General features: G+C 59.8%; 7 protein-coding genes. 3 read left to right on the forward strand and 4 right to left on the reverse strand.

The window, feature by feature from the left end; genetic code table 11:
- Window positions 1-89 precede the first annotated feature (89 nt).
- On the forward strand, window positions 90-974 hold the full coding sequence (locus HV355_RS13395) for a MarR family transcriptional regulator (protein ID WP_108417512.1): 885 nt from the start codon (window positions 90-92) through the stop codon (window positions 972-974).
- Window positions 975-1,009: 35 nt separating this feature from the next.
- On the opposite strand, the gene HV355_RS13400 is transcribed toward HV355_RS13395, so the two are convergent.
- The 4 genes from HV355_RS13400 to HV355_RS13415 all read right to left on the reverse strand — a co-directional run bounded on the left by HV355_RS13400 (window position 1,010) and on the right by HV355_RS13415 (window position 23,988).
- Window positions 1,010-2,185, reverse strand: coding sequence for an HlyD family type I secretion periplasmic adaptor subunit (locus HV355_RS13400; RefSeq protein ID WP_108417513.1), 1,176 nt, complete (start codon window positions 2,183-2,185; stop codon window positions 1,010-1,012).
- Window positions 2,182-4,347, reverse strand: a complete 2,166-nt coding sequence (locus HV355_RS13405) for a type I secretion system permease/ATPase (protein WP_182402210.1) — start codon at window positions 4,345-4,347, stop codon at window positions 2,182-2,184. The genes HV355_RS13400 and HV355_RS13405 overlap by 4 nt, the downstream gene beginning before the upstream one ends.
- Before the next feature lie 176 nt (window positions 4,348-4,523).
- Window positions 4,524-22,529 carry an Ig-like domain-containing protein gene (locus HV355_RS13410; RefSeq protein WP_182402212.1) on the reverse strand — a complete coding sequence of 6,002 codons (18,006 nt, stop codon included), beginning with the start codon at window positions 22,527-22,529 and terminating at the stop codon, window positions 4,524-4,526.
- A gap of 121 nt (window positions 22,530-22,650) precedes the next feature.
- A complete protein-coding gene (locus tag HV355_RS13415) occupies window positions 22,651-23,988 on the reverse strand; it encodes a TolC family outer membrane protein (RefSeq protein ID WP_182402214.1) in 1,338 nt (445 codons plus the stop codon).
- A gap of 738 nt (window positions 23,989-24,726) precedes the next feature.
- On the opposite strand from HV355_RS13415, the gene HV355_RS13420 reads away from it, so the two are divergent.
- Window positions 24,727-25,470: a DeoR/GlpR family DNA-binding transcription regulator gene (locus HV355_RS13420; RefSeq protein WP_182402216.1), complete on the forward strand. Its 744-nt coding sequence runs from the start codon at window positions 24,727-24,729 to the stop codon at window positions 25,468-25,470.
- A 13-nt stretch (window positions 25,471-25,483) separates the two neighbouring features.
- Window positions 25,484-26,551, forward strand: coding sequence for an oxidoreductase (locus HV355_RS13425; protein WP_182402218.1), 1,068 nt, complete (start codon window positions 25,484-25,486; stop codon window positions 26,549-26,551).
- Window positions 26,552-26,596: the final 45 nt, after the last annotated feature.

Genomic DNA, 26,596 nt, shown 5'->3' on the forward strand with positions numbered 1-26,596 from the left:
CAAACAACATTTTCTCAGGTATAATGAATATTCCGAAAAAGAAGGCTTAACACTTCATCTATCGGTTCATTAAACACGAGAAAAACGCTATGGATAATCACATCTCATCCAGGGCCTTGCTACATCGAAGGGAAGTTATAAAGAACAACCCGCGATTCGGTGAGGCAATATTAGAGCACTACACAATTAATGATACCATCTACAAAAAACAACCTTTGTTCTACAAGACAATGCTGCAGGAATCACGGTTTAACATTATTCTTTCCATGTGTTGTTTTATTTTTGGAAATCAGGCCGAATCCGTTTCAGAAATTAAAGCGTTATGTTCACGCTATAAAATAGCCAGCCCCAACAGCGTCATTGCGATCATTACGATACTGCGAACCACCGGGCGCATCAGGACCTGGCGCTGTACGGAAGACAGGCGAAAAACAAGAATTGCCCCAACCGAAAAAGGATTGAATGAACTTAAACGCTATATGTCCGGTGCATTTATACCCGTCAGCATTCTGTATCCTGCGTTTAATATTGACGTCAATTTGCTGGACAATGATATTTTAAGAAATAATTTTTTCCGCCGCGCGGCGGAATACCTTTTTCGGGGATTAACGTTCAGGAAGGTTTTACCGGAAGTGGGGTTATTTATCGATAAAGACGGAGGCCGAATGATTATGCTATATCTTTATCTGCAGGCGGTAAAAAACAAATCAGCACACGGTGCAATTATTGATTATTCTGCCAGCACGCTCGCTAAGGAATTCTTTGTTTCACGCATTCACGTCAACCGAATTATCAAAACGGCGCAAGAGGCAGGCTATCTTAAAGATCGGGGTGATGGAAGGATGTCGATTTACCCGGCCTTTATCGAACTGGTGGAAAACTATGCCGGTTTGTATTTTGCGTATGTCACGCATTACATCAACGTGGTTCCGAAAGAACGACGCCACCTCAACAACGTGACGTCAACGGTATAATTCACATGGCGTTCGGGATCCCGAACGCCACTATTTTATCTTTCGCGCAGCGCCTCTTTCGCCTTGTTCAGCGGCTTCAACAGATAATCCAGAATGGTTTTACTGCCGGTTTTAATATCAACAGTGGCAATCATGCCCGGAAAGACCGGAAATTCCTGACCTTGCTTATTGGTCAGATGGTTACTGTCGGTGCGAATATAAACGCGATAATAGTAGACATCCCTTTTCACCTCATCCTGCAGGGTGTCCGGCGAAATCATGGTCACTTCCCCTTCCAGCCCGCCGTAAATGGAGTAGTCATAGGCCGTAATTTTCACCAGCGCTTTCTGGCCTGGATGAATAAACGCCACATCGCGCGGGGAGATTTTCGCTTCGACCACCATCTGATCGTCCAGCGGGACCAGGCTCATCAGCTTGCCGTTCGGCGGGATAACGCCTCCCACGGTTGTCACGTCAATATCCTTCACGATCCCGCGAACCGGCGCATTGAAGGTCAGCCGGGTCAGGGAGTCCTCACGCCCTTTCATCACCGAACGCTGGGCTTCAATCTCCGCGTTGGCTTTCGCCAGCTCTTCGCGGGCGCGAACGTAATACTGGTTTTTCATCTCGGTGATTTTATTCTCAAGCTCATTTTTTTGACGCTCAAGACGTAACACCTCAACCTTGCTGGCCGCCCCCTGGGTCACCAGCGGACGGGTTAAGGACAGCTCGCGCTGCACCAGTTCGGCCCCCTGACGTAAACCGGCCAGCCCTTTTTCGAGGCTCTCACGACGGGACTGGTAGAGCGCCGTTTCCTGTTTAACCAGCTCAACGTCGTCATCCAGCTCTTCCGGGAACGCAAGTTCCGTGTCGTTCACCTCTGCCTTCAGGCGCGCTGCCGTTGCCAGCGCCGCATTCAGGCGAGATTCGCTCTCCAGCACGCTGGACTCGGTTTTTGTCCGGTCAAGCTGCGCGAGCTGCTGGCCGCGTTCAACAATATCGCCCTCGCGAACCATCAGGCTGTGGATAATCCCCCCTTCCAGGGACTGGATCACCTGCTCGTGGGAGGACGGGATCACCTTACCGTTGCCGGTCGTCACCTCATCCAGCTTGAACAGGCTCGCCCAGGCGATAAAGACCGTCAGCAGGGCAAAGAGTGACCATGCGACCAGTGACGCGCGCGGCAGGCGCGGCTCTTTCAGACGGCTGTTAAAGCGAGAGAAATCATTCATACCACGCCCTCCGTTTTCATGGTGACGGTACGCTGTACGGCTTTCTGCGGTGCCATACCGTGCTGGTGCAGGATCGCATCGCGCGGACCGTCCATCACCACCTTGCCGTTTTCCAGCACAATGATGCGGTCGACCAAATCCAGAATCGGCAGGCGATGCGTCGCTACAACCAGCGTCCGGCGTTTACCCAGCCATTTGTGGAGATGCTGTATAAACTGCTTCTCGCTCATTTCGTCCAGCCAGGCGGTCGGTTCGTCCAGCAGCAGGATATTGGGTGAGACGATCAGCGCGCGCGCCAGCAGCAGCGCCTGACGCTGTCCGCCGGAGAGGCCCGTTCCGCCCTCGTTGATGATGGTGTTCAGCCCCATTTTCTGCTTACGCACAAACTCCAGCGCGCCGCTGTTGACCAGCGCCTGATGAATCTCGTCGTCGGTGGCGAGCGGGTTGCCCATCAGGATGTTGTCCCTCACGGAGCCAAAGAACAGCCGCGCCTGCTGGCTAAGCAGCTGCATGTCGCGACGCACGTCGGCCGGGTCCAGATGATTGAGGGCAATATCGTCGAGCAGGATGCTCCCCTGCTGCGGCTCCTGCATGCCCGCCAGAAGCTGTAACAGCGTGCTTTTACCGGAGCCATTACGCCCAAGCACCGCCACGCGCTCTCCGGCGCGGATCTGCAGCTTGCTGATGTTGAGCACGGTGAGTTTCTCTTCCTCGTCGTAATAAAACCCGACGTCCTCAAGGCTATAGTCGCCGCGCAGGTGGGCTTTGTGCACCTTCTTACCGTGCTGCGGGTCGTCAATCGGGCGCTGCATCAGGTCGTCCAGCCCCTTGCGCGCCACTTTTGCCGACTGCCAGCGCGAGAGCACGCCTGAGATCTGCGACAGCGGCGCGATAGTGCGCGACGCCAGAATCGAGGTCCCTACCAGCGCACCGGTGGTCATGTCGCCGCTGATGACCAGGTAACAGCCGACCAGCAGTACCACCGCATAGACGATTGACTGGACCTCCTGCGTCCAGGTGAGCAGCAGACCCGTCAGCCAGCGCTGCTTCATGCCGACGCTGGCGGCGACGTCGTTGGTGTTATTCCACTGGTTCTGGAAACGCTGTTCGGCGCGCATCAGCTTGATGTCCTCAATGCCCTGCACCGCTTCTACCAGCGTGGCGTTACGAATGGCGGATTCGCGCATCCCTTCGCTGGAGAGTTTCCCCAGCGGACGCTGCACCAGCAGGCCGGGAATGAGCAGCAGCGGCACGGCGAGCAGGACCACCAGCACCAGCGGGCCGCCAATCATCCACAGAATGAAGACGAACAGCAGGAAGAACGGCAGATCGGAAATGGCCGCAATGGTGGTCGAGGTGATGAGCTCGCGCACCGACTCCAGCTCGCGGATCTGCGCGATAAACGATCCGGTTGATTTGGATCGCGCGGCGTTTTTAATCCGCAGCGCGTGGGCAAACACACGTTCTGAGATACGCAGGTCGGCGCGTTTCCCCACCACGTCAGAAATATGCACGCGCAGCATGCGCATGATGAATTCGAACAGAATGGCAATCATCACGCCGCCAAACAGCACCCACAGCGTGGCTTCCGACTGCGACGGAACCACCCTGTCGTAGACCTGCATGGAGAAGACCATGCCGGAAAGCGCCAGCACGTTGGCCACCAGCGCCACCAGCATGATGTCGCTGTAGCGTCGCCAGTCTTTCAGCGCCAGCTGCCAGAACCAGTTTTTCTCATAGGGTTTGATGTAGTCGTCCACGCGAGCATCCGGCGTGGATTCGAGCGGGCGCAACACCATCAGCCCCTTTAACCGCGCCCCGAGTTCGTCACGCGTCAGGGTCGTCTCCAGCCCCGCGTCGCCGCTAAACTGCAGGCTGACGTTGCCTTCGCTGTCCATGCGGTTAATGACCGCGATTTGTCCGCCGGTGAATTCCGCCAGCAGCGGAAGGCGCCACGGGTCGAGGGATACCGCTTCAGCCGCCACCACACGCATCCCCAGCCCAAGCTGGCGCGCCATCTCCTCCAGCACCAGCTGGCGCGGAGACTGACTTTCATGGTTAATCGTGACCCGAACGTGCTCCGCAGAAAAGTCCAGCCGATAGTGCTTCGCGATGATGAGCATGCCCTGCAGCCAGGGTTCGTACTGTGGATGTGTCTTCATAATGCTACGTCCTGTTCAGGGCGATAATTTCGCACTGAAATGATACCTTCACGGGATGATTAAGAATCGAACACTTCCTAAACGAGCCCGCAAAATAATCTTGTGAAATATAGGGTTATGGCTATTCGTGTAAAGAAACGCAAAAAGCCGCGAGGATCGCTCCCCGCGGCGTTGTTTTACGCAATTAACAGCTGATGGTTCGCCAGCAGCGTCGCCAGATCCGTCTGCACGCCGTTCAGCGTCACCAGGGCGGTTGGCGAGAACTGGCCGCCCGTCCCGTCCAGGTCCACCTGGATCTCGGTGTTGCTGCCGTTCTGCACCACGCGGATGTAATCGCTGATATTGCCCGCGCTGCTGTCCAGCGTCGCCACGCCGTTCACGTAGCTCGCCGAACCCGTGCCGGTATAGCCGCTGCCGGAGAGCAGATCGCGCAGGTCGATACGATCCGTGTCCGCCGTCCCTTCCCAGGTGCCGACCGTAAAGCCGTTCACCACGTCGTGACCGTTACCGCCCGTCGCATCCGTCGCGTTGATCAGCTTGTAGAGCAACGTATCGTGACCGCCGCTGCCGATGTTGAAGGTGTCGTTCCCGCCGCGGCCTTCGAACTGGTTATCACCGCTGTTGCCGGTAATGACGTCGTCGAAGTCCGAGCCGTTGATCCCCTCAATATTGAGCAGTCGTGACGTACCGAACCCGGTGTCCTGCGCGGTAGAGAGGCGCAGGTCAACGGTCACGCCGGAGGTCGCATTGCGGTAATCCACCACGTCCATCCCGCCGGTGTTGCTCCAGGTGTCGTAGTCGGAATGGGTATTCCAGCCGCCGGAGCCGTTATAGGTATAGGTGCCGTCCTCTGCGATAAAGGTGTCGTTATACCCGGTCCCGGTAAGGGTCCCGCTGTGGCCGCCGGTGGCTGCTTCGGCCGTCAGAACGTAGCCCTCTTTGCCGTTACCCGCTTCCAGACCGCTCCAGGTGACGTTATCCGATACGCCGTTGGTAATCTTCAGGATCTCAGCCGAATAGGTTTCATTCGGATCCAGCCCGTAGAAGCTCACCAGCGCGGAGGTATCGTTCGATCCGATACCGGACTGGGCGTTGATGATCTGCGACGCCACCAGTACGCCCGCGGCGTTGTACAGATTGACCGTGTTGCCGTAGTAGGCGTTGATGCCCTCGCTATCGACAATGTGCAGATGCATCGCGGTGCCGTCAGCAATGGTTTTGCTGTTTTGCACCAGCACTACCTTGCCGTTCTGCTGCGACACCAGCAGATCCTGCGCGCCGTCCCAGTTGTAGTCCACCGCCGCCACGCCGGTCGCGTAGGCAATACCGGATGCAAGCTGGCTTGAGGTCCAGGTGGATCCGTAACCGTTGTTGGTGAACAGGGTCGCCGTCTGCGAACCGCCGTAGGTGCTGAGCTTGATGATGTCCATCTGCCCGTCGCCGTTCCAGTCCACCGCCACCGACAGATAGCCCGCCGTGGCGTTAGAGGCTTCCACCGCGCTCTTGGTAGCAGAGAGCTTCCCGGTACCGTCGTTGTAGTAAATCACCCCGCCGTTGTTGTTGTAGCTGCTGCCCAGGTACAGATCCATGTAGCCATCGCCGTTGAAGTCCGCCCACGTCATGGATGCCGCCGTGGTGGTGTTCGCGGCGTTAACCACAAACACGTTGGTCAGGTTCTGGCCGATAGAGAGCGTGCCGTTGCCGTTGTTGTTGATCACGGTTAACGAGTACGCGCCGCTGCGGTTGGTGTGCTGAACCACATCCACGGTGCCGTCATTGTTAATATCGACGCCGGAGATCTCACGCATGGTGGTGAATTGTCCCCAGAATCCCGCGCCGCCGTAGGTACCGTCAGGCGAAAGTACCCCATTGTTATTGATCAGATAAGTGATGGAGTCAGCACCGGCATCGCCGTACGCCAGATCCAGATAGCCATCCCCGGTTTTATCGTAGGCAATGACGCCGCCGTACCAGATGGTGGTCCCCATCGCCAGCTGGCTGGCGTTATAGGTGCTGCCATCGTAGGTCCACATCACCTGCGTAGAGCCAGCGTAGGTATTTTCCGTCGCGAAGATATCCTGCGTGCCGTTACGATCGAAGTCAGCGGCGGTCTGGCTCACCGCGTAGTACCCGCGGGTGTTGGTCAGCGTATTTCCGGCATAGGTCGAGCTATCGCTGCTGGAGTAAGACTGGCCGTTAGCAATGATATTCCACAGACCGCTGCTGTTCATGCCGAGGGTCATGGTGGAGTTGTTACTGTTCCCCGCCGTGGTCGCCCAATCGGTATTCACCGAGGTGGTATCTATCACCAGGCTGCCTGTCGCCGTACCGGTGGTATTGCCGTTACCCGCACTGCTCTTCACCTGCGCCGTCACGCTGTAGCTCGACACGCTCAGCGCATCGCCGTCCGGGATCTGCAGATACCAGGTGTTGTGATCCGGGTCGACCACCACCGCGCCGCCGGTCTGGGAGGTGTAGGTTTTACCGTTCACCGTCACCACCAGATATTCACCGTTCACCAGGTCAGCGGAGACGGTCCCGCTGACAATCGGCGTGGTGTCCGACGTGGTCTGCGCGGTAATCGCCGCCGTGGTGGTCGGGATGCTGGTATCAACGTTCAGCACAAAGCCGTCGGATTCCGTGTAGTTACCGGCCCTGTCGGTGACGCGCAGGATGTAGGTGTGGTTACCGTCGCTCAGGCCATTGTCCTGGAAGGACCAGCTCGCGCTGCCGTTCATGGTCACCTGACCGAGCAGGACGCCGTCACGATAGAGCTGCACAATTTCACCGTCGTCCGGTGCGCGGTTAAGCGTGCCGTTGATCAGCGGCGAGTTATCGTCCGTTGCCACCGCGCTGCCAAAGGTGCCCTGACGCTCGCCTTCGCCGTCGGTATAGCTCACTACGGTTCCCACCGTGGCTGGCGGCGTGGTGTCTACCGTCACCACCTGAGAGGCGATGGAGCCGACGTTGCCCGCCTGGTCGATAATCCGCACCTGGTAGGTGTAGTCTCCGTCAGGCAGATCGCGGGTATCGGTGTAGCTCCAGCGCTGGTTGGTGACCGTGGTATCGAGCCAGGTATTTCCGCCGTCCAGGCTGATCTGTACGCGCTCGTCGCTTGCCAGCGCGCTGCCCAGCGAACCGTTGATGGTCAGCGTGGTGTCCATGGTGATGAAATCACTGCCGGACTGGCCGGTATCTTCACTGATGCTGTCAACGGTGATGCCGTACTGCGGCGACTGCGTATCCACCGTCACCGCCTGCGCGGTGGTGGCCCCGACGTTCCCCGCCTGGTCAACGACCCGCACCTGATAGTTATGGCTGCCGTCGGTCAGGGTACGGGTGTCGCTGTAGCTCCACTGCGTACCGCTGACGGTGGCGTACACCCAGGTGCTGCCGCCGTCCATGCTCACCTGCACGAATTCACCCGCGCCAAGTTCTGCGCCGAGCGTTCCGTGCAGCGTGTACGAGGTCGAACTGGTCAGGAAGTCGTTATTGTCAAAGCCGGTATCCACGGTGATGTTATCCACGGTCACCGTAATCGCCGCATCCGGGGCGACCGTATCGACGGTCACCTGCTGATGGGCGCTGGCGCCCACGTTACCGGCGGCATCCACCACGCGAACGTAGTAGTCATAGGTCTGGTTACCCAGCGTGCGGCCGTCCACGTAGTACCAGCTGTTGCCGGTGACGATGACGTTCTGCCAGGTCACGCCGCCGTCGATGCTGATCTGCGCGTATTCCCCGTCGGCCAGCGTTGCGCCGAGCGAGCCGTGCAGCGTCAGGGACGTATCGTTGGTGATAAAGTCGCTGCTGCTCAGGCCGGTATCGTCGCTGATGCTGTCGATAGCGATCGTTTTGCTGGCGTCCGGCGCGACGGTATCAATGGTCACCACCTGGCTGGCGGTGGCGCTGATATTGCCCGCGTCGTCAATCACGCGCAGCTGGTAGTTGTAATCCCCGTCGGCCAGCGTACGACCGTCTACATACGTCCAGCTCAGGCCGCTGACGCTGACGTCGGTCCATGTCACGCCGCCGTCGAGGCTGATCTGCGCGTGGTCGCCGTTGCCGAGCGCCGCGCCGAGCGTCCCTTTCAGGCTGATCTGGTTGTCGCTGGTGATAAAATCGCTGCCGGACAGGCCGGTATCCTGGGTGACGGAATCGACCGTAATCGTCGTCGCCGCAGGCTTCGTCAGGTCAATCACCACGTCCTGACTGTCCGTTGCCCCCACGTTCCCGGCGTTATCGATCACACGCACCTGGTACTGGTACGTACCGTCCGTCAGGGTGCGGCCATCGGTGTAGCGCCAGGTGGTGCCGGTCACGGTCAGGTCAATCCAGGTGGTGCCCCCGTCAAGGCTGATCTGCGCCTTCTCGTTATTGCCGAGCTGCGCGGTCAGCGAGCCGTTGACGACCACCTGGCCGTCGTTGGTGATGAAATCACTCGCGCTCAGGCCGGTATCATTTTGCAGCGAATCAATGCTGATCCCCATCGACGGCGCGGTGAGATCCACGGTGACGGTGTGGTTATCGCTGCCGCTGTTGCCGATGGTATTGCTGACCTGCGCGTTAATCACGTACGAACCGCCGTCCGCCAGCGCGGTCACGTCTGCGCTGCCGACCGTATAGCTCCAGGTTCCGTCATTCTGCACGGTCGCCGTGTAGGTTTTACCGTTCAGCGTGATGGTCACCGTCTGGCCCGCAGGGGCGTCGGTGGTGCCGCTGACAACCAGCGGCGTGCCGTGCTCGGCGGCGTTGACGATATCGTCCTGCGCAAAGGTGTTGATGGCGATGGTCGGCACGTCGCCGTTCAGCGTCACGTCGTGCGTGGCGCTGCCCGGGTTACCGGCCTTATCGCTAACCGCAGCCATAATGGTGTAATCCCCGTCGCTCAGGCCGAGGAAATCACGGCCCGGCACGAAGACCGACCAGGATCCGTCCGCCCCAACGGTCGCCTGATAGCTGTGCCCGTTGAAGGAGACGGTCACCGTCTGGCCCTGTTCCGCCGTGGTGGTGCCGCTAATGGTCTGGCCCGCCAGCTGCTCGGCGTTGTTGACGATATCGTCATCGGCCACGGTGCTGATGGTCACGGTTGGCGCGACGGTATCTACCGTTAAGGTATGCGTGGTTTGACCGTTATTACCCGCCTTGTCGTTCACCGACGCGGTGACCGTCAGCGCGCCTTCGCTCAGGCTGGCAAGATCGGCGGCCGGAACGTCCAGCGTCCAGGTACCGTCGTTTGCCACGGTGGCCGTGTAGGTTTTGCCGCCCAGCGTCACGGTCACCGTCTGGCCCGCTTCCGCGCTGGAAGAGCCGTGTACGGTGAGCGGCTGCTGCGCTTCCGCCGCGTTAAGCACGTCGTCGCCAGACAGCGTGGCAATGCTTACCACCGGCGAGGTGGTATCCACGCTGATGCCGTGCGTCGCGGACGCGCTGTTGCCTGCGCTGTCCTGCGCCGAAACTGCCACCTGATAGCTCGCACCGTCGGCCAGCGCGCCCACATCGGCGGCCGGAACGGTTGTGGTCCATGAGCCGTCGCTTTGAATGGTAGCCGTGTAGCTCTTGCCGTTCAGGGTCACGGTGACCTGGGTGCCGCTGGCGAACTGGGCGCTGGAGCCGTTAATCACCAGGGACGAACCGGCTTCCGCCGCGTTGATGACGTCGTCACCGCTAACGGTGTTCACCGTCAGCGCCACGGAGGCGGTGTTTACCACCACGTCGTGGGTCTGGGTGCTGCTGTTGCCCGCGCTGTCGGTAATGGTCGCGCTGAGGGTCACGGTGCCGTCGTTGAGCGCGGAAATTACGCTGGCCGGAACGCCCACGCTCCAGCTGCCGCTGGCGTCAACGGTGGTGGTGTACTGGTTCGAACCGATGGTGATGACCAGCTTATCGCCGACGCTCGCGCCGGTTGCGGTGCCGCTGACGATCTGCGCCTGTCCGTGCTCCACGCTGTTGATGACGTTATCGCCCGCCACGACGTTAAAACTGACGGTCGGCGGCGTGGTATCAAGCGTAATCGCTTTGCCCGCGCTGCCCGGGTTACCCGCGGCGTCACTCACGCTGACCTGTACGGTGTAGCCGTTATCCGCCAGTGCGGACAGGTCGGTGCCCGGCACATTCACGCTCCAGATACCGCCCTGCTGCACCTGCGCGGTATAGCTCTTCCCGCCCAGCGTCACGGTGACCGTCTGACCGACTTCCGCCGTGGTGGTGCCGGAAATGGCCACGCCCGCAGCGGCTTCGCTGCCGTTAATCACGTTATCGCCAGCGACCGTATCAATGCTCACGGTTGGCGCGGTGGCGTCCACGCTGTACTCGCGGCCCGCCGAGACGCTGTTGCCGTTCACGTTGGTGACGCTCACCTGCACGCTGGCATCGCCGTCCTTCAGACCCGCAAGGTCTGCAGACGGTACGGTAGCCGTCCAGTTACCGTCGGCGTCCACTTTCGCGGTGTACGTCTTGCCGCCGAAGGTGATGGTGACGGTCTGGTTTTCCTCCACGTTCGACGTGCTGCCGGACAGCACCAGATCCGCGCCTTTCTCCGCCGCGTTAATCACGTCGTCTGCAGCAATGGCGTCAATGCTGATAGCCACTGCGGAAAGATCGACCGTCACGTCATGGCTGATGGTCACCGGGTTGCCCGCCGCGCTCTGGCCTGCAACGGTCACGGTGACAGTGCCCGCAGCCAGGGCCCCGACGTCTGCCGCCGGTATCGCCGCGCTCCAGGTGCCGTCTGCCAGCACGGAGGCCGCATAGGTTTTGCCATTGACGGTCACGGTGAGCGTGGTGCCTGCCGCCAGCCCGTCGCTGGAGCCGGTGACAATCAGGTTCTGCCCATGCTCGATGCTGTTAATCACATCGTCGCCCGCCACGGTATCAATGCGCAGACCCGGCAGGCTGGCGTCTATAACGATTTCGCGCTCGCCCGCGCCGGTGTTGCCGTGACCGTTGGTGACGGTCGCCGACACGGTCAACTCGCCGTTGCCCAGCGCGGTGAGGACCGTTTCCGGCACGTTCACGGACCAGGTGAGATCGCTCTGCACCGTTGCGGTGTATCTGTTGCCGCCGATAGTCACGGTTACCGTGTTGCCCGCTTCCGCGTTCGCCACTTTGCCGCTGATGGTCTGGCCTGCGGCCACTTCCGCCGCGTTGATAACGTTGTCGCCCGCCACGGTGTTGATGGTCACGGTTGGCAGCGCGGTGTCGACCAGCAGGTTCGCGGTGTTGCTCACGCTGTTGCCCACGCCGTTGGTGGCGGTCGCATTCAGGGTGTAATTGGCCTGGCCGAGACCGGCCAGATCCGCTGCCGGAACGGTCAGGCTCCAGGTACCGTCCGACGCCGTCGTGGCCGCGTAGTTTTTACCGTTGAGGGTCACGGTCACAGCGGTGCCTTCCGCCAGGTTGGCGCTGGTGCCGCTGACGCTCAGATCCTGACCTTTCTCCACCGCGTTCAGCACGTTATCGCCGCTGATGGCGTTGAAGGCCACGGACGGCAGTCCGGTATCGACGGTCACGTCATGGCTGCCGGTACCGGTATTGCCAGCCGCGTCGGTCACTGACGCCGTGACGGTCACGGTGCCGTCGCTGAGGCCGGAAATGACGCTCGCCGGGACGCCCACGCTCCAGTTGCCCGCCGCATCCAGCACGGTGGTGTAGGTCTGGCCGCCGATGGTGACGGTGACCTTATCGCCCGCGGCCGCACCGGTGGCGGTTCCGCTGATGATGTGCGCCTGAGCGTGCTCAGTGATGTTAATCACGTCGTCGCCCGCCACGGTGTTGATGGTTACCGCAGGCACGGTCACGTCCACCGTCAGAGTGTGATCGACCGACGCCGGGTTACCCGCTTTATCGCTGACGCTTGCGGTGACGGTCACGCTGCCGTCGGTTAATCCAGCCAGATCCGCCGCCGGAACGTTCAGCTTCCAGCTGCCGTCTGCGCCTGCGGTTGTGGTGTAGTCTTTGCCGTTCAGCGTCACGGTCACCGTCTGGCCCGCTTCGGCGGTGGTGGTGCCGGACACGGTCAGGTCAGACTGCGCTTCTGCGGCATTCAGAATGTCGTCGGTCGCCAGGGTGTTGATGGTTACGGACGGCGCGGTCGCATCCACGCTGTACTCGCGGCCCGCCGAGGCGCTGTTGCCGTTCACGTTGGTGACGCTCACCTGCACGCTGGCGTCGCCGTCCTTCAGGCCAGCCAGATCCGCTGACGGCACGGTCCAGGTCCAGTTGCCGCTGTCGTCTACTGTCGCGGTATAGATTTTGCCGTTCAGGCTGATGATCACGGTTTGCCCGGCTTCCACGTTGGTGGTCGAACCGGACAGCACCAGATCCGCACCCTTCTCCGCCGCGTTAATCACGTCGTCGGTGGCAAGCGCATCGACGCTGATGGCAACGGTCGCCAGATCCACCGTCACGTCGTGGCTGATGGTAATCGGATTGCCCGCTGAGCTGTCGCCGGTAACGCTGATTTTGACGGTGCCTTCCGGCCACGCGCTCACGTCGGTGGACGGGATCGCCGCGCTCCAGGTGCCGTCCGCCAGCACGGTCGCCGCATAGGATTTACCGTTGACGGTCACGGTCAGCGCCGTGCCTGCCGCCAGCCCGTCGCTGGAACCGGTAACGATCAGGTTCTGCGCGTGCTCGATGGTGTTGACCACGTCATCACCCGCGACGGTGTCAACGCGCAGGCCCGGCAGGTTAGCGTCGATAGCGATCTCGCGATCGCCGGTGCCGGTATTGCCGTGGCCGTTGGTGACGGTCGCGGTCACGCTCAGGCTGCCGTTGCCCAGCGCGGTCAGCACGTCAGACGGCACGCTCACGGACCAGGTCAGATCGCTCTGCACCGTTGCGGTGTAGCTGTTGCCGCCAAGGGTGACGGTAACGGTATTGCCCGCTTCGGCATTCGCCACGGTACCGCTCAGGGTCTGGCCTGCCGCCACTTCCGCCGCGTTGATGACGTTGTCGCCAGCCACGGTGTTAATGGTCACGGTCGGCAGCGCGGTGTCCACCAGCAGGTTCGCGGTATTGCTCACGGTGTTGCCCACGCCGTTGGTGGCGGTCGCGTTCAGGGTGTAGTTGGCCTGACCGAGGCCGGCCAGATCCGCTGCCGGAACCGTCAGGCTCCAGGTACCGTCTGCCGCGGTCGTGGCCGCGTAGTTTTTGCCGTTCAGGGTTACGGTCACCACGGTTCCTTCCGCGAGGTTGGCGCTGGTGCCGCTGACGTTCAGATCCTGACCTTTTTCAACCGCGTTCAGGACGTTGTCATCGCTGATGGCGTTGAAGTTGACCGATGGCAGGCCGGTGTCGACGGTCACGTCATGGCTGCCGGTGCCGGTATTGCCCGCCGCGTCGGTGACTGACGCCGTGACGGTCACGGTGCCATCGCTGAGGCCGGAAATCACGCTCGCCGGTACCCCCACGCTCCAGTTACCCGCCGCGTCCAGCACGGTGGTGTAAGTCTGGCCGCCGATGGTAATGGTGACCTTATCGCCCGCTGCCGCGCCGGTGGCGGTACCGCTGATGATGTGCGCCTGGCCGTGTTCTGCGATGTTAATGACATCATCGCCCGCCACGGTGTTGATGGTCACCGCAGGCGCGGTGATATCTACCGCCAGGTTGTGGTCCACGGACGCCGGGTTACCCGCTTTATCGCTAACCGATGCGGTGACGGTCACGCTGCCGTCGGTTAATCCAGCCAGATCCGCCGCCGGAACGTTCAGCGTCCAGCTGCCGTCTGCGCTGACGGTTGTGGTGTAGTCTTTGCCGTTCAGCGATACGGTCACCGTCTGGCCCGCTTCGGCGGTGCTGGTACCGGACACGGTCAGATCGGACTGCGCTTCTGCGGCATTCAGAATATCGTCGGTCGCCAGGGTATTGATGGTTACTGACGGTGCGGTCGCATCCACGCTGTACTCGCGGCCCGCCGAGGCGCTGTTGCCGTTCACGTTGGTGACGCTCACCTGCACGCTGGCGTCGCCATCTTTCAGGCCCGCCAGATCGGCCGCTGGCACCGTGGCGGTCCATTTACCGTCGGCATCGACCGTGGCGGTGTAATTCTTGCCGCCGAAGGTGATGGTGACGGTCTGATTTTCTTCCACGTTCGAAGTGGTGCCGGAGAGCACCAGATCCGCGCCCTTCTCGGCCGCGTTGATCACGTCGTCTGACGCAATCGCGTCAATGCTAATGGCGACGTTCGCCAGATCGACCGTCACGCTGTGGTCGATAGCGACCGGGTTACCGGCGCTGCTCTGGCCAGCAACGGATACAGTAACCGTGCCTGCACTCAGTGCGCCGACGTCTGCGGCCGGGATCGCCGCGCTCCAGGTACCGTCAGCCAGCACGGTCGCCGGATAGGTTTTGCCGTTGACGGTCACGGTCAGCGCCGCGCCCGCCGCCAGCCCGTCGCTGGAGCCGGTGATAATCAGGTTCTGCCCGTGTTCGATGCTGTTGATCACGTCGTCACCCGCCACGGTATCCACGCGCAGGCCCGGCAGGTTGGCGTCTATCACGATTTCGCGCTCGCCCGTTCCGCTATTGCCTACGCCGTTGGTGACGCTGGCTGACACGGTTAAATCACCGTTGCCCAGCGCCGTCAGGTCGGATTCCGGCACGTTAACGGACCAGGTCAGATCGCTCTGCACCGTTGCGGTGTAGCTGTTGCCGCCAATCGTCACGGTCACGGTATTGCCCGCTTCGGCATTCACCACCTTACCGCTGATGGTCTGGCCGGCTGCCAGCTCCACCGCGTTAATGACGTCGTCACCTGCAATGGTGTTGATAATCACGCCCGGCAGAACGGATTCCACGTTCACGGTGTGTGACGTGCTGGTGCTGTTGCCGACGCTGTCCGTTGCCGATGCGGTAACGGTGTACAACGCTTCACCCAGCGCGCCGACCCGATCCGCCGGAACGGTGGTGGTCCATTTCCCGTTGCTATCGACCATCGCGCTGTACGCTTTGCCGTTCAGCATCACGGTTACTACCGCGCCTGTCGCCAGGCCAGAAGCCGTACCGGAGATCGTCAGATCCTGGGTTTTCTCGCTGTTGTTGATTACATCGTCACCGGAAACGGTGTCAATGGTCAGCACCGGCGCGGTCAGGTTCACCTCCACGCCGTGCGTGGCGCTGTTGCTGTTGCCCGCTTTATCGGTCAGCGCTGCGGTAATGGTGTAATCCCCCGCGGCCAGCGCGGTGACGTCCGCCGCAGGCACGCCCACGCTCCAGTTGCCTGAGGCATCCAGGGTAGCGGTGTACGATTTGCCGTTGAGGGTTACGGTGACCACGTCGCCCGCCGCCGCGCCGGTTACGGCGCCCGTAACAATCAGAGCCTGCGCATGCTCGACGCTGTTGATCACGTCGTCGTCGGAAACGATGTTAATGGTCAGCTGCGGGACGGTGGTATCGACCAGCACGTCGCGATCCGCAGAGGCCGGGTTGCCCGCCTTATCAGACACGGCGGCGCTGATGGTGTAGTTGCCGTCGGTAATACCGCTCAGATCCGCAGACGGCACGGTCACGCTCCAACTGCCGTTCGCCTGTACGGTGGTAGTGTAATCCACGCCGTTCAGCGTTACGGTGACGGTCTGGCCCGCTTCGGCGTTGGTCACGCCGTTAACGACCAGATCCTGCTGCGCTTCGGCCGCATTGATGATGTTGTTGTCGCTGACAATTTCAATAGATACCGTCGGCGCGGTGGCGTCCACGCTGTACTCTCGGCCTGCCGACGCGCTGTTGCCGTTCACGTTGGTGACGCTCACCTGCACGCTGGCATCGCCGTCCTTCAGGCTGCCCAAATCGGCAGACGGTACTGTCGCCGTCCAGTTGCCGCTGGCATCGACCGTCGCGGTGTACGACTTGCCGCCGAAAGTGATGGTAACGGTCTGGTTTTCTTCCACATTGGTGGTCGAGCCGGACAGCACCAGGTCCGCGCCTTTCTCAGCCGCGTTGATTACGTCGTCCGAGGCTACTGGGTTAATACTGATAGCAACGGTCGCCAGATCCACCTTCACGTCGTGGCTGATGGAAACCGGATTGCCCGCCGCGCTCTGGCCTTCCACGGTCACGGTGACCGTGCCCGCATTCAGCGCGCTGACGTCTGCCGCCGGAATGGCCGCCGTCCAGGTACCGTCCGCCAGCACGGTTGCGGCGTAGGTTTTGCCGTTAACGGTTACCGTTAACGCCGCGCCCGTTGCCAGACCTTCGCTGGAGCCGGTAATAATCAGGTTTTGCGCGTGCTCAATGCTGTTGATCACATCGTCTCCCGCCACGGTATCGACGCGCAGGCCCGGCAGGTTGGCATCAATGGTGATGTCGCGCTCGCCGGTTCCGGTGTTGCCGTGGCCGTTGGTGACGCTGGCTGACACCGTCAGTTCGCCGTTACCGATGGCGGTTAACACCGTGGACGGCACGCTGACCGACCAGCTCAGATCGTCCTGAACGATGCCAGTGTACGTATTGGCGCCGACTGAAACAGTGACAGTGTCACCGCTCGCCGCGCCGCTCACTTTGCCGCTCAGGGTCTGCCCGGCAGCCACTTCCGCGGCGTTAATGACATCGTCCGTGGCGACAGGGTTGATGGTGACCTGCGGCAGCGCGCTGTCGACCAGCACGCTGTGCCCGGTGCTCGCGCTATTGCCTGCGGCGTCGGTTACGCTCGCCGTCACGACGTAGCTGGCTTCGCCCAGCACAGAGACGTTTGCCGCCGGAACGGTGACGCTCCAGCTGCCGCTGGCGTCGGTGGTGGCCGTATAGCTGATACCGTTCAGGGTCACCGTAATGGTGGTTCCGTCCGGCTGGTTGCTGGTGCCGGACACCAGCAAATCCTGGCCTTTCTCGGTCGCGTTGATCACGTCGTCAACCGCCAGGGTATTGATGGCAACCACCGGTGCGGTCAGGGAGACGTCAAACTCGTGCGTGGCGGTGGTGCTGTTACCGGCTTTATCGGTGACGATCGCAGAGATCGTCTGGTCGCCATTTGCCAGCGCGCCCACGTCCGTCGCCGGAACGCCCACGCTCCAGCTGCCGGACGCATCCAGCATGGCGGTGTAGTCTTTGCCGTTCAGGGTCAAGGTAATTACGTCGCCCGCCTGCGCGCCCGTCACTTTGCCGGAGACGATCAGCGCCTGGCCGTGCTCGGCAATATTCACGACGTCGTCGCCCGCAACGATGTTGAATGAAATCTGCGGTACGGTGATGTCGACCAGCACCGAGGAGCCCGCGCTGGCAGGGTTGCCTGCCTTATCGGACACGGTCGCCGTGACCGCCGCGCTGCCGTCGGTGATGCCTGCCATATCCGCCGCCGGAACGTCGAGCGTCCAGCTGCCGTCCGCCTGCACCTGCGTAGTGTACTGATTGCCGTTGAAGGTCACGGTGACCGTCTGGCCTGCTTCGGCAGTAGAGGTGCCGCTCAGGGTCAGATCCTGCGCCGCCTCTGCCGCGTTCAGCATATTGTCATGGCTGATGGTGTTGATGGTCACCGTCGGCGCGGTGGTATCGACGCTGAATTCCTGCGCCGAAGACGCCGCGTTGCCGTTTACGTTGGCGACGCTGACCTGCACGCTGGCGTCGCCGTCTTTCAGGCCGCGCAAATCAGCTGACGGTACGGTCCAGGTCCAGTCGCCGTTGGTATCCACCGTCGTGGTATAGGTTTTACCCGCGAAGGTGATTGTCACGGTCTGACCCGCTTCAACGTTGGACGTGGTGCCGGAAAGCACCAGGTCCTGGCCTTTTTCCGCCGCGTTGAGCACGTTATCGTCGGTCACGCTGCTGATGGTGATGGCGACAGGCGCGAGATCGACGTCCACGACGGTCCCGATAGCCACCGGGTTGCCGGAGGCATCCTGCGCGCTTGCCTTGATATCCAGCGAACCGTCCGCCCACTGGGACACATCGGCCGCCGGTACCGCCGCCTGCCAGGTGCCATCCGCCAGTACCGTTGCCGAATAGGCTTTGCCGTTGATGGTCACGGTCACGGTGCTGCCCGCCGCCAGATCGGTGCTGGTGCCGGACACAATCAGGTTCTGAGCGTGTTCGATCGCGTTGATGACGTCGTCACCTGCGACGGTATCAATACGCAGGCCCGGGAGCTGGGCGTCGATACTAAAGTCGAGAGAAGACGAGCCGGTATTACCGTGCGCGTTGGTCACGCTGGCGGAGACCGTGAGGTCGCCGTTGCCGAGCGCGGTAAGCTGGCTCTCGCTTAACGGCAGGCTCCAGGTGAGATCGTCCTGCACGGTAGCGGTGTACGTCTGGCCGCCAAGAATAATAGTGACAGTGTCACCTGAGGCCGCGTTCGTCACCTTACCGGTCAGGGTTTGTCCTGCCGCCACTTCCGCGGCGTTAACGATATTGTCGCCCGCCAGCGTGTCGATCGTCACCACCGGCAGCGAGCTGTCCACCAGCACATCGTGTGAGGTTGAGGCGCTGTTGCCGACGTTATCCGTGACGTTCGCCGTCACGGTGTAATGGGCTTCTCCCAGCGCGCTAACGGCCGAGACCGGTACGGTCACGCTCCAGTTACCGCTGGCGTCAGTAGTGGCGGTGTAATTGATGCCATTCAGGTTAACGGTGACGCGTGTTCCTTCCGGCTGATTGCTGGTGCCGGAGAGCAGCAGATCTTCACCCTTTTCGGTCGCGTTAATCACATCGTCCGCCGCCAGCGTGCTGATGGCGATGACAGGCGTCACGGTATTCACTACCACATCCAGCGAACTGCTTCCGGTGTTGCCGGATCGGTCGGTCACGGAGACGTCGATGGTCCAGGTGCCGTCCGCCAGACCCTGCACGACGGACGCGGGCAGGCCGAGGCTCCAGTTCCCCGCCGCATCCACCACGGTGGTGTAATCGACGCTGTTAATGGTAATGGTCACAAGGTCGCCCGCTGCCGCACCGGTGACGGAGCCGCTCAGGATCTGCGCCTGTGAATGGGCGAGCTGGTTAACGGTATTGGTGTCGGTGACAAAGTCATTAATGGTCACCTGCGGTACGGTGGCATCCACCAGTCCCACGCGGTCCGCGCTGCTGCTGTTGCCCGCCACGTCGCTCACGGTTGCCGTCACGGTCACGATGCCATCCGTCAGGGCACCCACGTCTGCCGCCGGCACGCTCAGCTGCCACGTACCGTCCGCCTGAACCGTGGTCTGATACGTTTTGCCGTTCAGCGTCACGGTGACCGTCTGGCCCGCTTCCGCAGTGCTGGTACCGCTTAAGGCTAAATCCTGCTGCGCTTCAGCCGCATTGATGATGTTGTCGTCGGTCAGGTTATCGAGCGTAATGGCCGGTGGCTGCGTATCCACCGTGACCACGCGCGACGCGTCCGCGCTGTTGCCGCTGATGTTAGTGACGCTGACGCTCACCTGCGCGCGCCCGTCGATCAGGGTTTCCATGGCGCTGGCGGGTACGCTCAGGCTCCAGGAACCGTCCTGCTGCACCTGCGCGGTAAAGGTCTGGTCGGCGAATTTCACCACCACGGTCTGCCCCGCTTCCACGCCCTGCGTCTGGCCGGAAAGGGTTAAGTCCGCGCCTTTTTCCGCCGCATTCAGCAGGTCGTCGCCGGAGACGGTATCAATGGTGACCGCCACGGCGTTCAGATCGAGTTCAATCGGGTGTTCAGCCGCAACGGTATTGCCCCAGGCATCTACCGCGCTGACGCTAACCGTCATGCCGCCCGCCGTCCAGGCCTGCAGGTCCGCCGCCGGAACGCCGATCTGCCAGTTGCCGCTGGCGTTGACCGCGGTGACGTACTCAACGTTGTTAATGGTGACGACAATCTGCGTCCCCGCGGCCAGATGGGTACTGGAGCCGGTGACGCTCAGATCCTGCTGCTGTTCAATGGCGTTGATCACGTCATCGCCGGAAATGGTGTTCACGCGCAGGCCCGGCAGCTCCGCGTTGATATTGATATCACGCTCGCCGGTGCCGGTATTGCCGTGCGCGTTGGTGACGGAGGCGCTGAATGTCAAATCGCCGTCGCCGAACGCCTGAAGATCCGCTGACGGGATTTTCAGGCTCCAGGTCAGATCGCTGCCCACCGTCGCGGTGTAGCTCTTGCCGCCTACGGTGACAGAGACGGTATCGCCCGCCGCCGCGCCGCTAACGCGTCCGCTGAGGGTTTGATCGACGCCCGCTTCGGCGTTATTGACCAGGTTGTCGCCCGCAAACGTATTGATAATGACCTGCGGCAGCACGGTGTCCACCAGCAGATTCGCCTCGGCAGAGCCGCTGTTACCCACGCTATCGGTACCGCTGACGCTGACGGTATAAAGGGTGTTCGCCAGATTCAGCACGTCAGAAACCGGCACCTGAACCGTCCAGATACCGTTTTCAACCGTGGCCTGATAGTTAACGTTGTTTAACGTGACGGTGATGGCGCTGCCGTTCGGCAGGTTGCTGGTGCCGCTCAGGCTCAGGGGCTGCATGGCCTCCTGCGCGTTCAGGACGTTATCCTGGCTGATGGCGTCAATCGTGAATTCCGGCGGGTTGCCGCTCAGCGTCACGCCGTGCGTCGCGCTGCCGGTGTTGCCCGCGGCATCAGTGACGGAGACAGAAATCGTGTGGCTGCCCTCACCGAGCGCGCCAATGACGGAGGCAGGCACGCCGACGCTCCAGCTGCCGTCGGCAAGCACCACACCGGTGAAGGTCTGTCCGCCAACGGTCACGGTCACCACGTCGCCTGCCGCCGCGCCGCTCGCCTTCCCGGAAACGATCTGCGCCTGGCCCTGCTCGCTGGTGTTCAGAATGTCGTCACCCGCGACGGTGTTGATCGTCACAACGGGAGCGGCGGTATCAACCGTAAAATCGGCGGTGGTAGAAGAACCGTTACCCGCTTTGTCGCTGACGTTGACCGTGAGGGTGTGCCCGCCGTTAGCCATCGCCTGTACTTCACCGGCAGGAAGCGTGACGGACCAGGTGCCGTCGCTGCCCACGGTCGCCGTGTGATTTTTACCGTTCAGCGTGACCGTCACAATCTGGCCCACTTCCGCATCGGTTTTACCGCTGATCGTCAGCGGCTGATTATGTTCAGCGGCGTTAATGATATTGTCCTGCGCGATTGCATTCACGGAGAGCGCAGGCGCAACGGTATCGACGCCAATCGTCTGACTGCCGCTGACGGTGTTACCCGCCGCGTCTTTGCCGCTCACATTGACCGTCCAGGTGCCGTCGCCCAGCGCCTGCGCGTCTGCGGCAGGCACCTTCACGCTCCACGCGCCGTTTGCTCCCACTTCTGCGGTATAGGTTTTTCCGTTCAGCGTGACGGTCAGCGACGTTCCCTGCGCCAGGTTTTTGCTGGCCCCGGAAAGCGTGAAGCCCGCGGACTGTTCGCTGGCGTTGATCACGTTATCGCCCGCCGTGGTGGCGAGCGTCACGGCGGCCTCGCCCGTTGAGACGGTTACGGTGATGCTGCCCGCAGAGGTGGTTTTGCTGCCGTCGATCTGTACGACCGACCAGGTGTGCTCCCCGTCGGTCTGTGTCGGGAGTTTTACCGTCCAGGTGCCGTCCTTCGCGACCATGGTGCTGGCGATGGTGCTGCCGCCGCTGTCTTTAATCTGAATGGTCGCGCCCGGCTGCCCGGTACCGCTGAAGGTTGGGGTGTTGTCGTCCGTGATCTCTTTTGCACTCAGCACGCCCTGCTTGTCACCCGCGTTATCCGTCAGCAAAAAGGTCGGCGTGGCGCTCTCAACCTCTTTGGTATTATCAATAACTTTCGTTTTTGTTTCGCCGTCACCGCCGTGAGCCAGCAGCGCCCCAATGGCACCGCCGCCTAACGCCGCGCCCGCAATCCAGCCCCACGGCGCATCGCTTAATACGCTTTCCTGCTCCAGGAAAGGCTCAATGCTGCTAATGGGTGCGGCCTGCGCGGTTAATTCCGTCGCGGCCATGCCTGACGCTTCCCCGGTATCGGCAAAAGAAATATGAGTCAGTTCCTGATTATCGTTGAACACCAGCTCTGACTGATTATGCGTTTCTGGATCTTCGACAAAATAGTTATTGCAGCGGATCACGCTGCCATCTTTCATATAAATCAGGAGATCTTTCCCCTGGCGGACATAACGCACCACGTCCTGAGCAGAACCCTGGATTTCTATCACGCTCGGCGATGAAATGGATACCGACAGATTTCCTTCGCCGGTTAATTTCGTTTTCTCCGCCGTTTTGCGAATGATGACATCAACAACTTTTACGTTACTCATATTCTTCTCCTTGCAGGTGTACGGATTCCTGTGGATATGTCCACCAGACGGATATAGCTATCCCTGGGAAAAAACACCCATTATTGTCAGACTTATTTCGCGCAGAAAGACGCGTCTTTTTTTAACTCAAATCGGGTAATTTTGCGGCAGCGTTTTTCTCTATTCCGATAAGCGGCATCAAATTATCCACCGCAGAAGCGTAGTTAATCGCCGAACTCCAGCCGTCATATTCAGCCATTATTTTTGCGGAGGTGGCGGCCCAGACATCCTGTTCAACGCTGAGCAAATCGTTAATGCTCCGCTTGCTCAGGGTATATTCATTTTTATAGACATCGCGGGCGCGCAGGGCATTTTCCAGCTGCTGTTTTCCGGCCTCCATTCTTCCCCGGGCGCCGGTCCAGTCAGCCTGCGCGACGGAGGCTTTTTGCAGGACATCAAAGCGCGCCTGGTCGACCTGAGAGGAGGCCATAGCACGCGCCCCTTCAGCCTGACGCACGCGTGCGGAAACCGCGCCGCCCTGATAAAGCGGTGCGTCTATATTGAGCTGGATTTGGTCGTCCCAGTAAGAACGGTTGTCCGACTCATAGCGCGTACGTCCTCCCTTAAGGCTCAGGGTTGGCCAGTGCTGCGATTTTGCTGTTTCAACGCCATACTGGGCCGAGCGCTCCATGTTCTGCGCGGCCAACACCGTCGGTATCAACGAATAATCAATGCGGTTGAGGGAATCCGGCTCAACGGCAAGGTTCGCAGGAACAGGCGAATAGGTCTCAGCCTGCAGACCTGTGAGCACCGCGAGCCTTGCGCGGGCGCTGTTTAAGGCGGCGTTATACTGCGCCACGGTCGCCTGCATACCGGCAATACGCGTGCGGGTCTGGAGTTCATCAGAGGTGGAACTTACGCCTGCATCCGCGCGCAGTTTCGCCAACTGCTCAACGTTTTTGAGCGCCTGGACGTTGTCTTTGGCAGCCTGTAAGAGATCGGAATAGCGTTTAACCTCCACGTAGCCGAGCGCCGTCTTTTCCGCCACGTCAGAGAGCGTGCTCATCAGCTGGTAGCGGTAGCTATCGCGCTGGGCTGAGGACTGGCTGATGCTGTTATTCGTCTTACCAAAATCGTACAACAGCTGCGTCAGGCTAACCCCCCAGGCCGCAGAATTCTTCAGCGATCCGCTTGAGTCGGTGGTCTGGCTATGCCCCGTACTGCCGTTCAGCGATATTTGCGGCATCCAGCCGCTGCGTACCTCATCTATTTGTGCCTGACCAATACCTAATTGTGCGGCCTGCTGGCTAATAGACGGATCGCGATCGATAGCAAATAAAATGCTTTCTTTTAAGGTTATCGCCGCCACCGGGGCCATCTGCATGTGGTCACTATTGGCGTACGCCATATTCATTGCGAGCGTAATTAATACGATTGTCGGTGTAAATTTGAGTGAAACGTTCTTTGGCAATACCGTCATTTTTATCTCCCTGACTCTGAGTGATACTTAAGCAATTACCCAAAAGGAGGTATAGATAATTAGACAAATATCTTCTTTAACTTCCCCACTGAATTTCAGGCAAAACTCCCCCGCATCCATTTCCATTGGAGATGAGATTGTTTCTTCTTATTTCGCATAAGAATTTACTTATTTATTTACTGGTCTGGAGCATAACAAAATGCGTTATAGGCAACTACACCCTCAATGTTAATGTGGTGTTACAAATAAGAAAAAACATGCAGGTTCTGGACAAAACGCGAAAAGTGGCCTTTCAAATGAAACATAAAAACCCACTGTTATTTAAAGAAAATTCCTAATTTCATTTGTGTACATTTTTGCGTTAATTTCCTTATGACTCAGACACAAAGATTTTCAAAGAAGTGTCAATTTAGGTAATCAGTCGAGCCATCTCAATATTAAAAACCACAAAAATAATCATCACAAAACTAAAATACCACTTAACTTCATTAAATTAGAATTTAATGCCAATTAATGGTTGCGCATTGGTTACATCATCCAAACTGATAAATAAAACATAACGATAACATCGTAGTCACCATTCCATACGGCTTCATTATATTCGCTTAATAAAATCTCAATAGTTACGCATATAAACTATCAGGTTTTCTTCCTGTTTTCGGCTAAACGTACTCTTCCCTCCGCTCAAAATTGCTGTATTATGCGATTTATTGCGACATTTTGCAGGATTAGTCCGCCATGCATAAAACCGCCCGACAGAAATACGTGCTCGAGCTCATCATTGAGCAAGGCCAGGCCAGCATTACCGAGCTTGCTGAGAAACTGCAGGTTTCCGCAGATACCATCCGTCGCGACCTGACCGACCTGGAAAAACAGGGTCTGGCACAAAAGAACCACGGCGGTGCGATTGCGCTCGATCTCTCCGGCATGAATCGCCAGGGCAGAAATACCTTACTGCCTGAAACAAAACAACGGCTCGGTAAAGCGGTGGCGCAGCGCGTGCCGACCGGTTCCACGCTGTTTCTCGATGCCGGAAGCACGGTGATGGCCGTCGCCACTTTCCTTCAGGGCCCCCTGAAAGTGATCACCACCTCTCTGGACATCGCCCAACATTTCAGTGACCGGGACGATATCGAGCTGATCCTGCTCGGCGGACAGTGGGACCAGAAGCAGCGCCTGTTCGCCGGAAGCGCCACCCTGTCCCTGCTGTCCCGCTATCGCGCGGATATCGCCATTCTCGGGGCGTGTGCCATCCACGCGCAGCTTGGCTTAAGCGCGAGCAAAGAAGCGGATGCGGACGTTAAGCGGGCGATGCTCGCGGCAAGCCATGAGCACTGGATCGTCGCGGACCATATGAAATTAAACCACTGTGAACCCTGGCTGGTCGCCGGGGTAAGCGAAATTCATCAACTGTTTTTAGACAGGCCCTGGGCTGAGCTTGGGGATACCGGCGCATTGCAGGTCACGGTTTGCGCGGAATAACGTGGAGAAGGTCATGAATAAAGCTAAGACAATTAACATTGCGCTGATCGGGTATGGATTTGTGGGTAAGACGTTCCATGCCCCGCTGATCCAGTCCATCGAAGGGTTAACGCTGGCGGTCGTCTCTTCCCATGATGAAGAGAAAGTTAAACGCGATCTGCCGGACGTACTGGTGGTCGCTACCCCGGAAGAAGCCATTCAACACCCGGATGTCGATCTGGTGGTGATTGCCTCCCCAAATGCCACCCACGCGCCGCTGGCAGCGCTTGCCCTCAACGCTGGCAAGCACGTGGTGGTGGATAAGCCATTCACTCTCGACATGCAGGAAGCCCGCGAGCTCATTGCCCTGGCGGATGAGAAACAGCGTCTGCTCTCCGTCTTCCACAACCGCCGCTGGGACAGCGATTTCCTCGGCATTAAGCAGGTGATTGAGGAAGGCCGCCTCGGCAAGGTGAAACTGTTTGAGTCACACATTGACCGCTTCCGCCCGGAAGTGCGCGTGCGCTGGAGAGAGCAAAACGTTCCGGGCAGCGGCCTGTGGTTTGACCTTGGACCGCATCTGATCGACCAGACGCTGCAGCTTTTCGGGCTGCCACAGTCGGTTCAGGGCAATATCGCCACCCTGCGCGACGGTGCTGAAATTAACGACTGGGCGCACGTGGTCCTGAATTACCCTGAACATAAGGTGATTCTGCACGCCAGCATGCTGGTGGCGGGCGGTACGTCACGCTTTACCGTTCACGGCGATAAAGCCAGCGTGGTGAAGGCACGGATCGATCAGCAGGAAGCCCAGCTGCTGGCGGGTGTTATTCCGGGCAGCGAAAGCTGGGGCGAAGATAGCGACGATATGGTGCTGTTTGATGCCGCCGGAGACGCGACGCGCCTGAAAACGCCGAAAGGCGATCAGCGTCAGTATTACATTAACGTGCGTGATGCGCTGACGGGCACAATCGGGAACCCGGTTCATCCGGTTGAAGCGCTGGCGGTGATGGCGGTGCTGGAAGCGGCGGTGACGTCATCGGAGACGGGGTCAACGCAGCCGCTGGCGTTAACTGCTGAAGAAGCTGCTCTGCTGCGTTAAAAAACAAGCCGGGTGGCGCGCTGCGCTTACCCGGCCTACGATACA

This window comes from Enterobacter sp. RHBSTW-01064, from assembly GCF_014103035.1.
GTDB classification, from domain to species: domain Bacteria; phylum Pseudomonadota; class Gammaproteobacteria; order Enterobacterales; family Enterobacteriaceae; genus Enterobacter; species Enterobacter mori.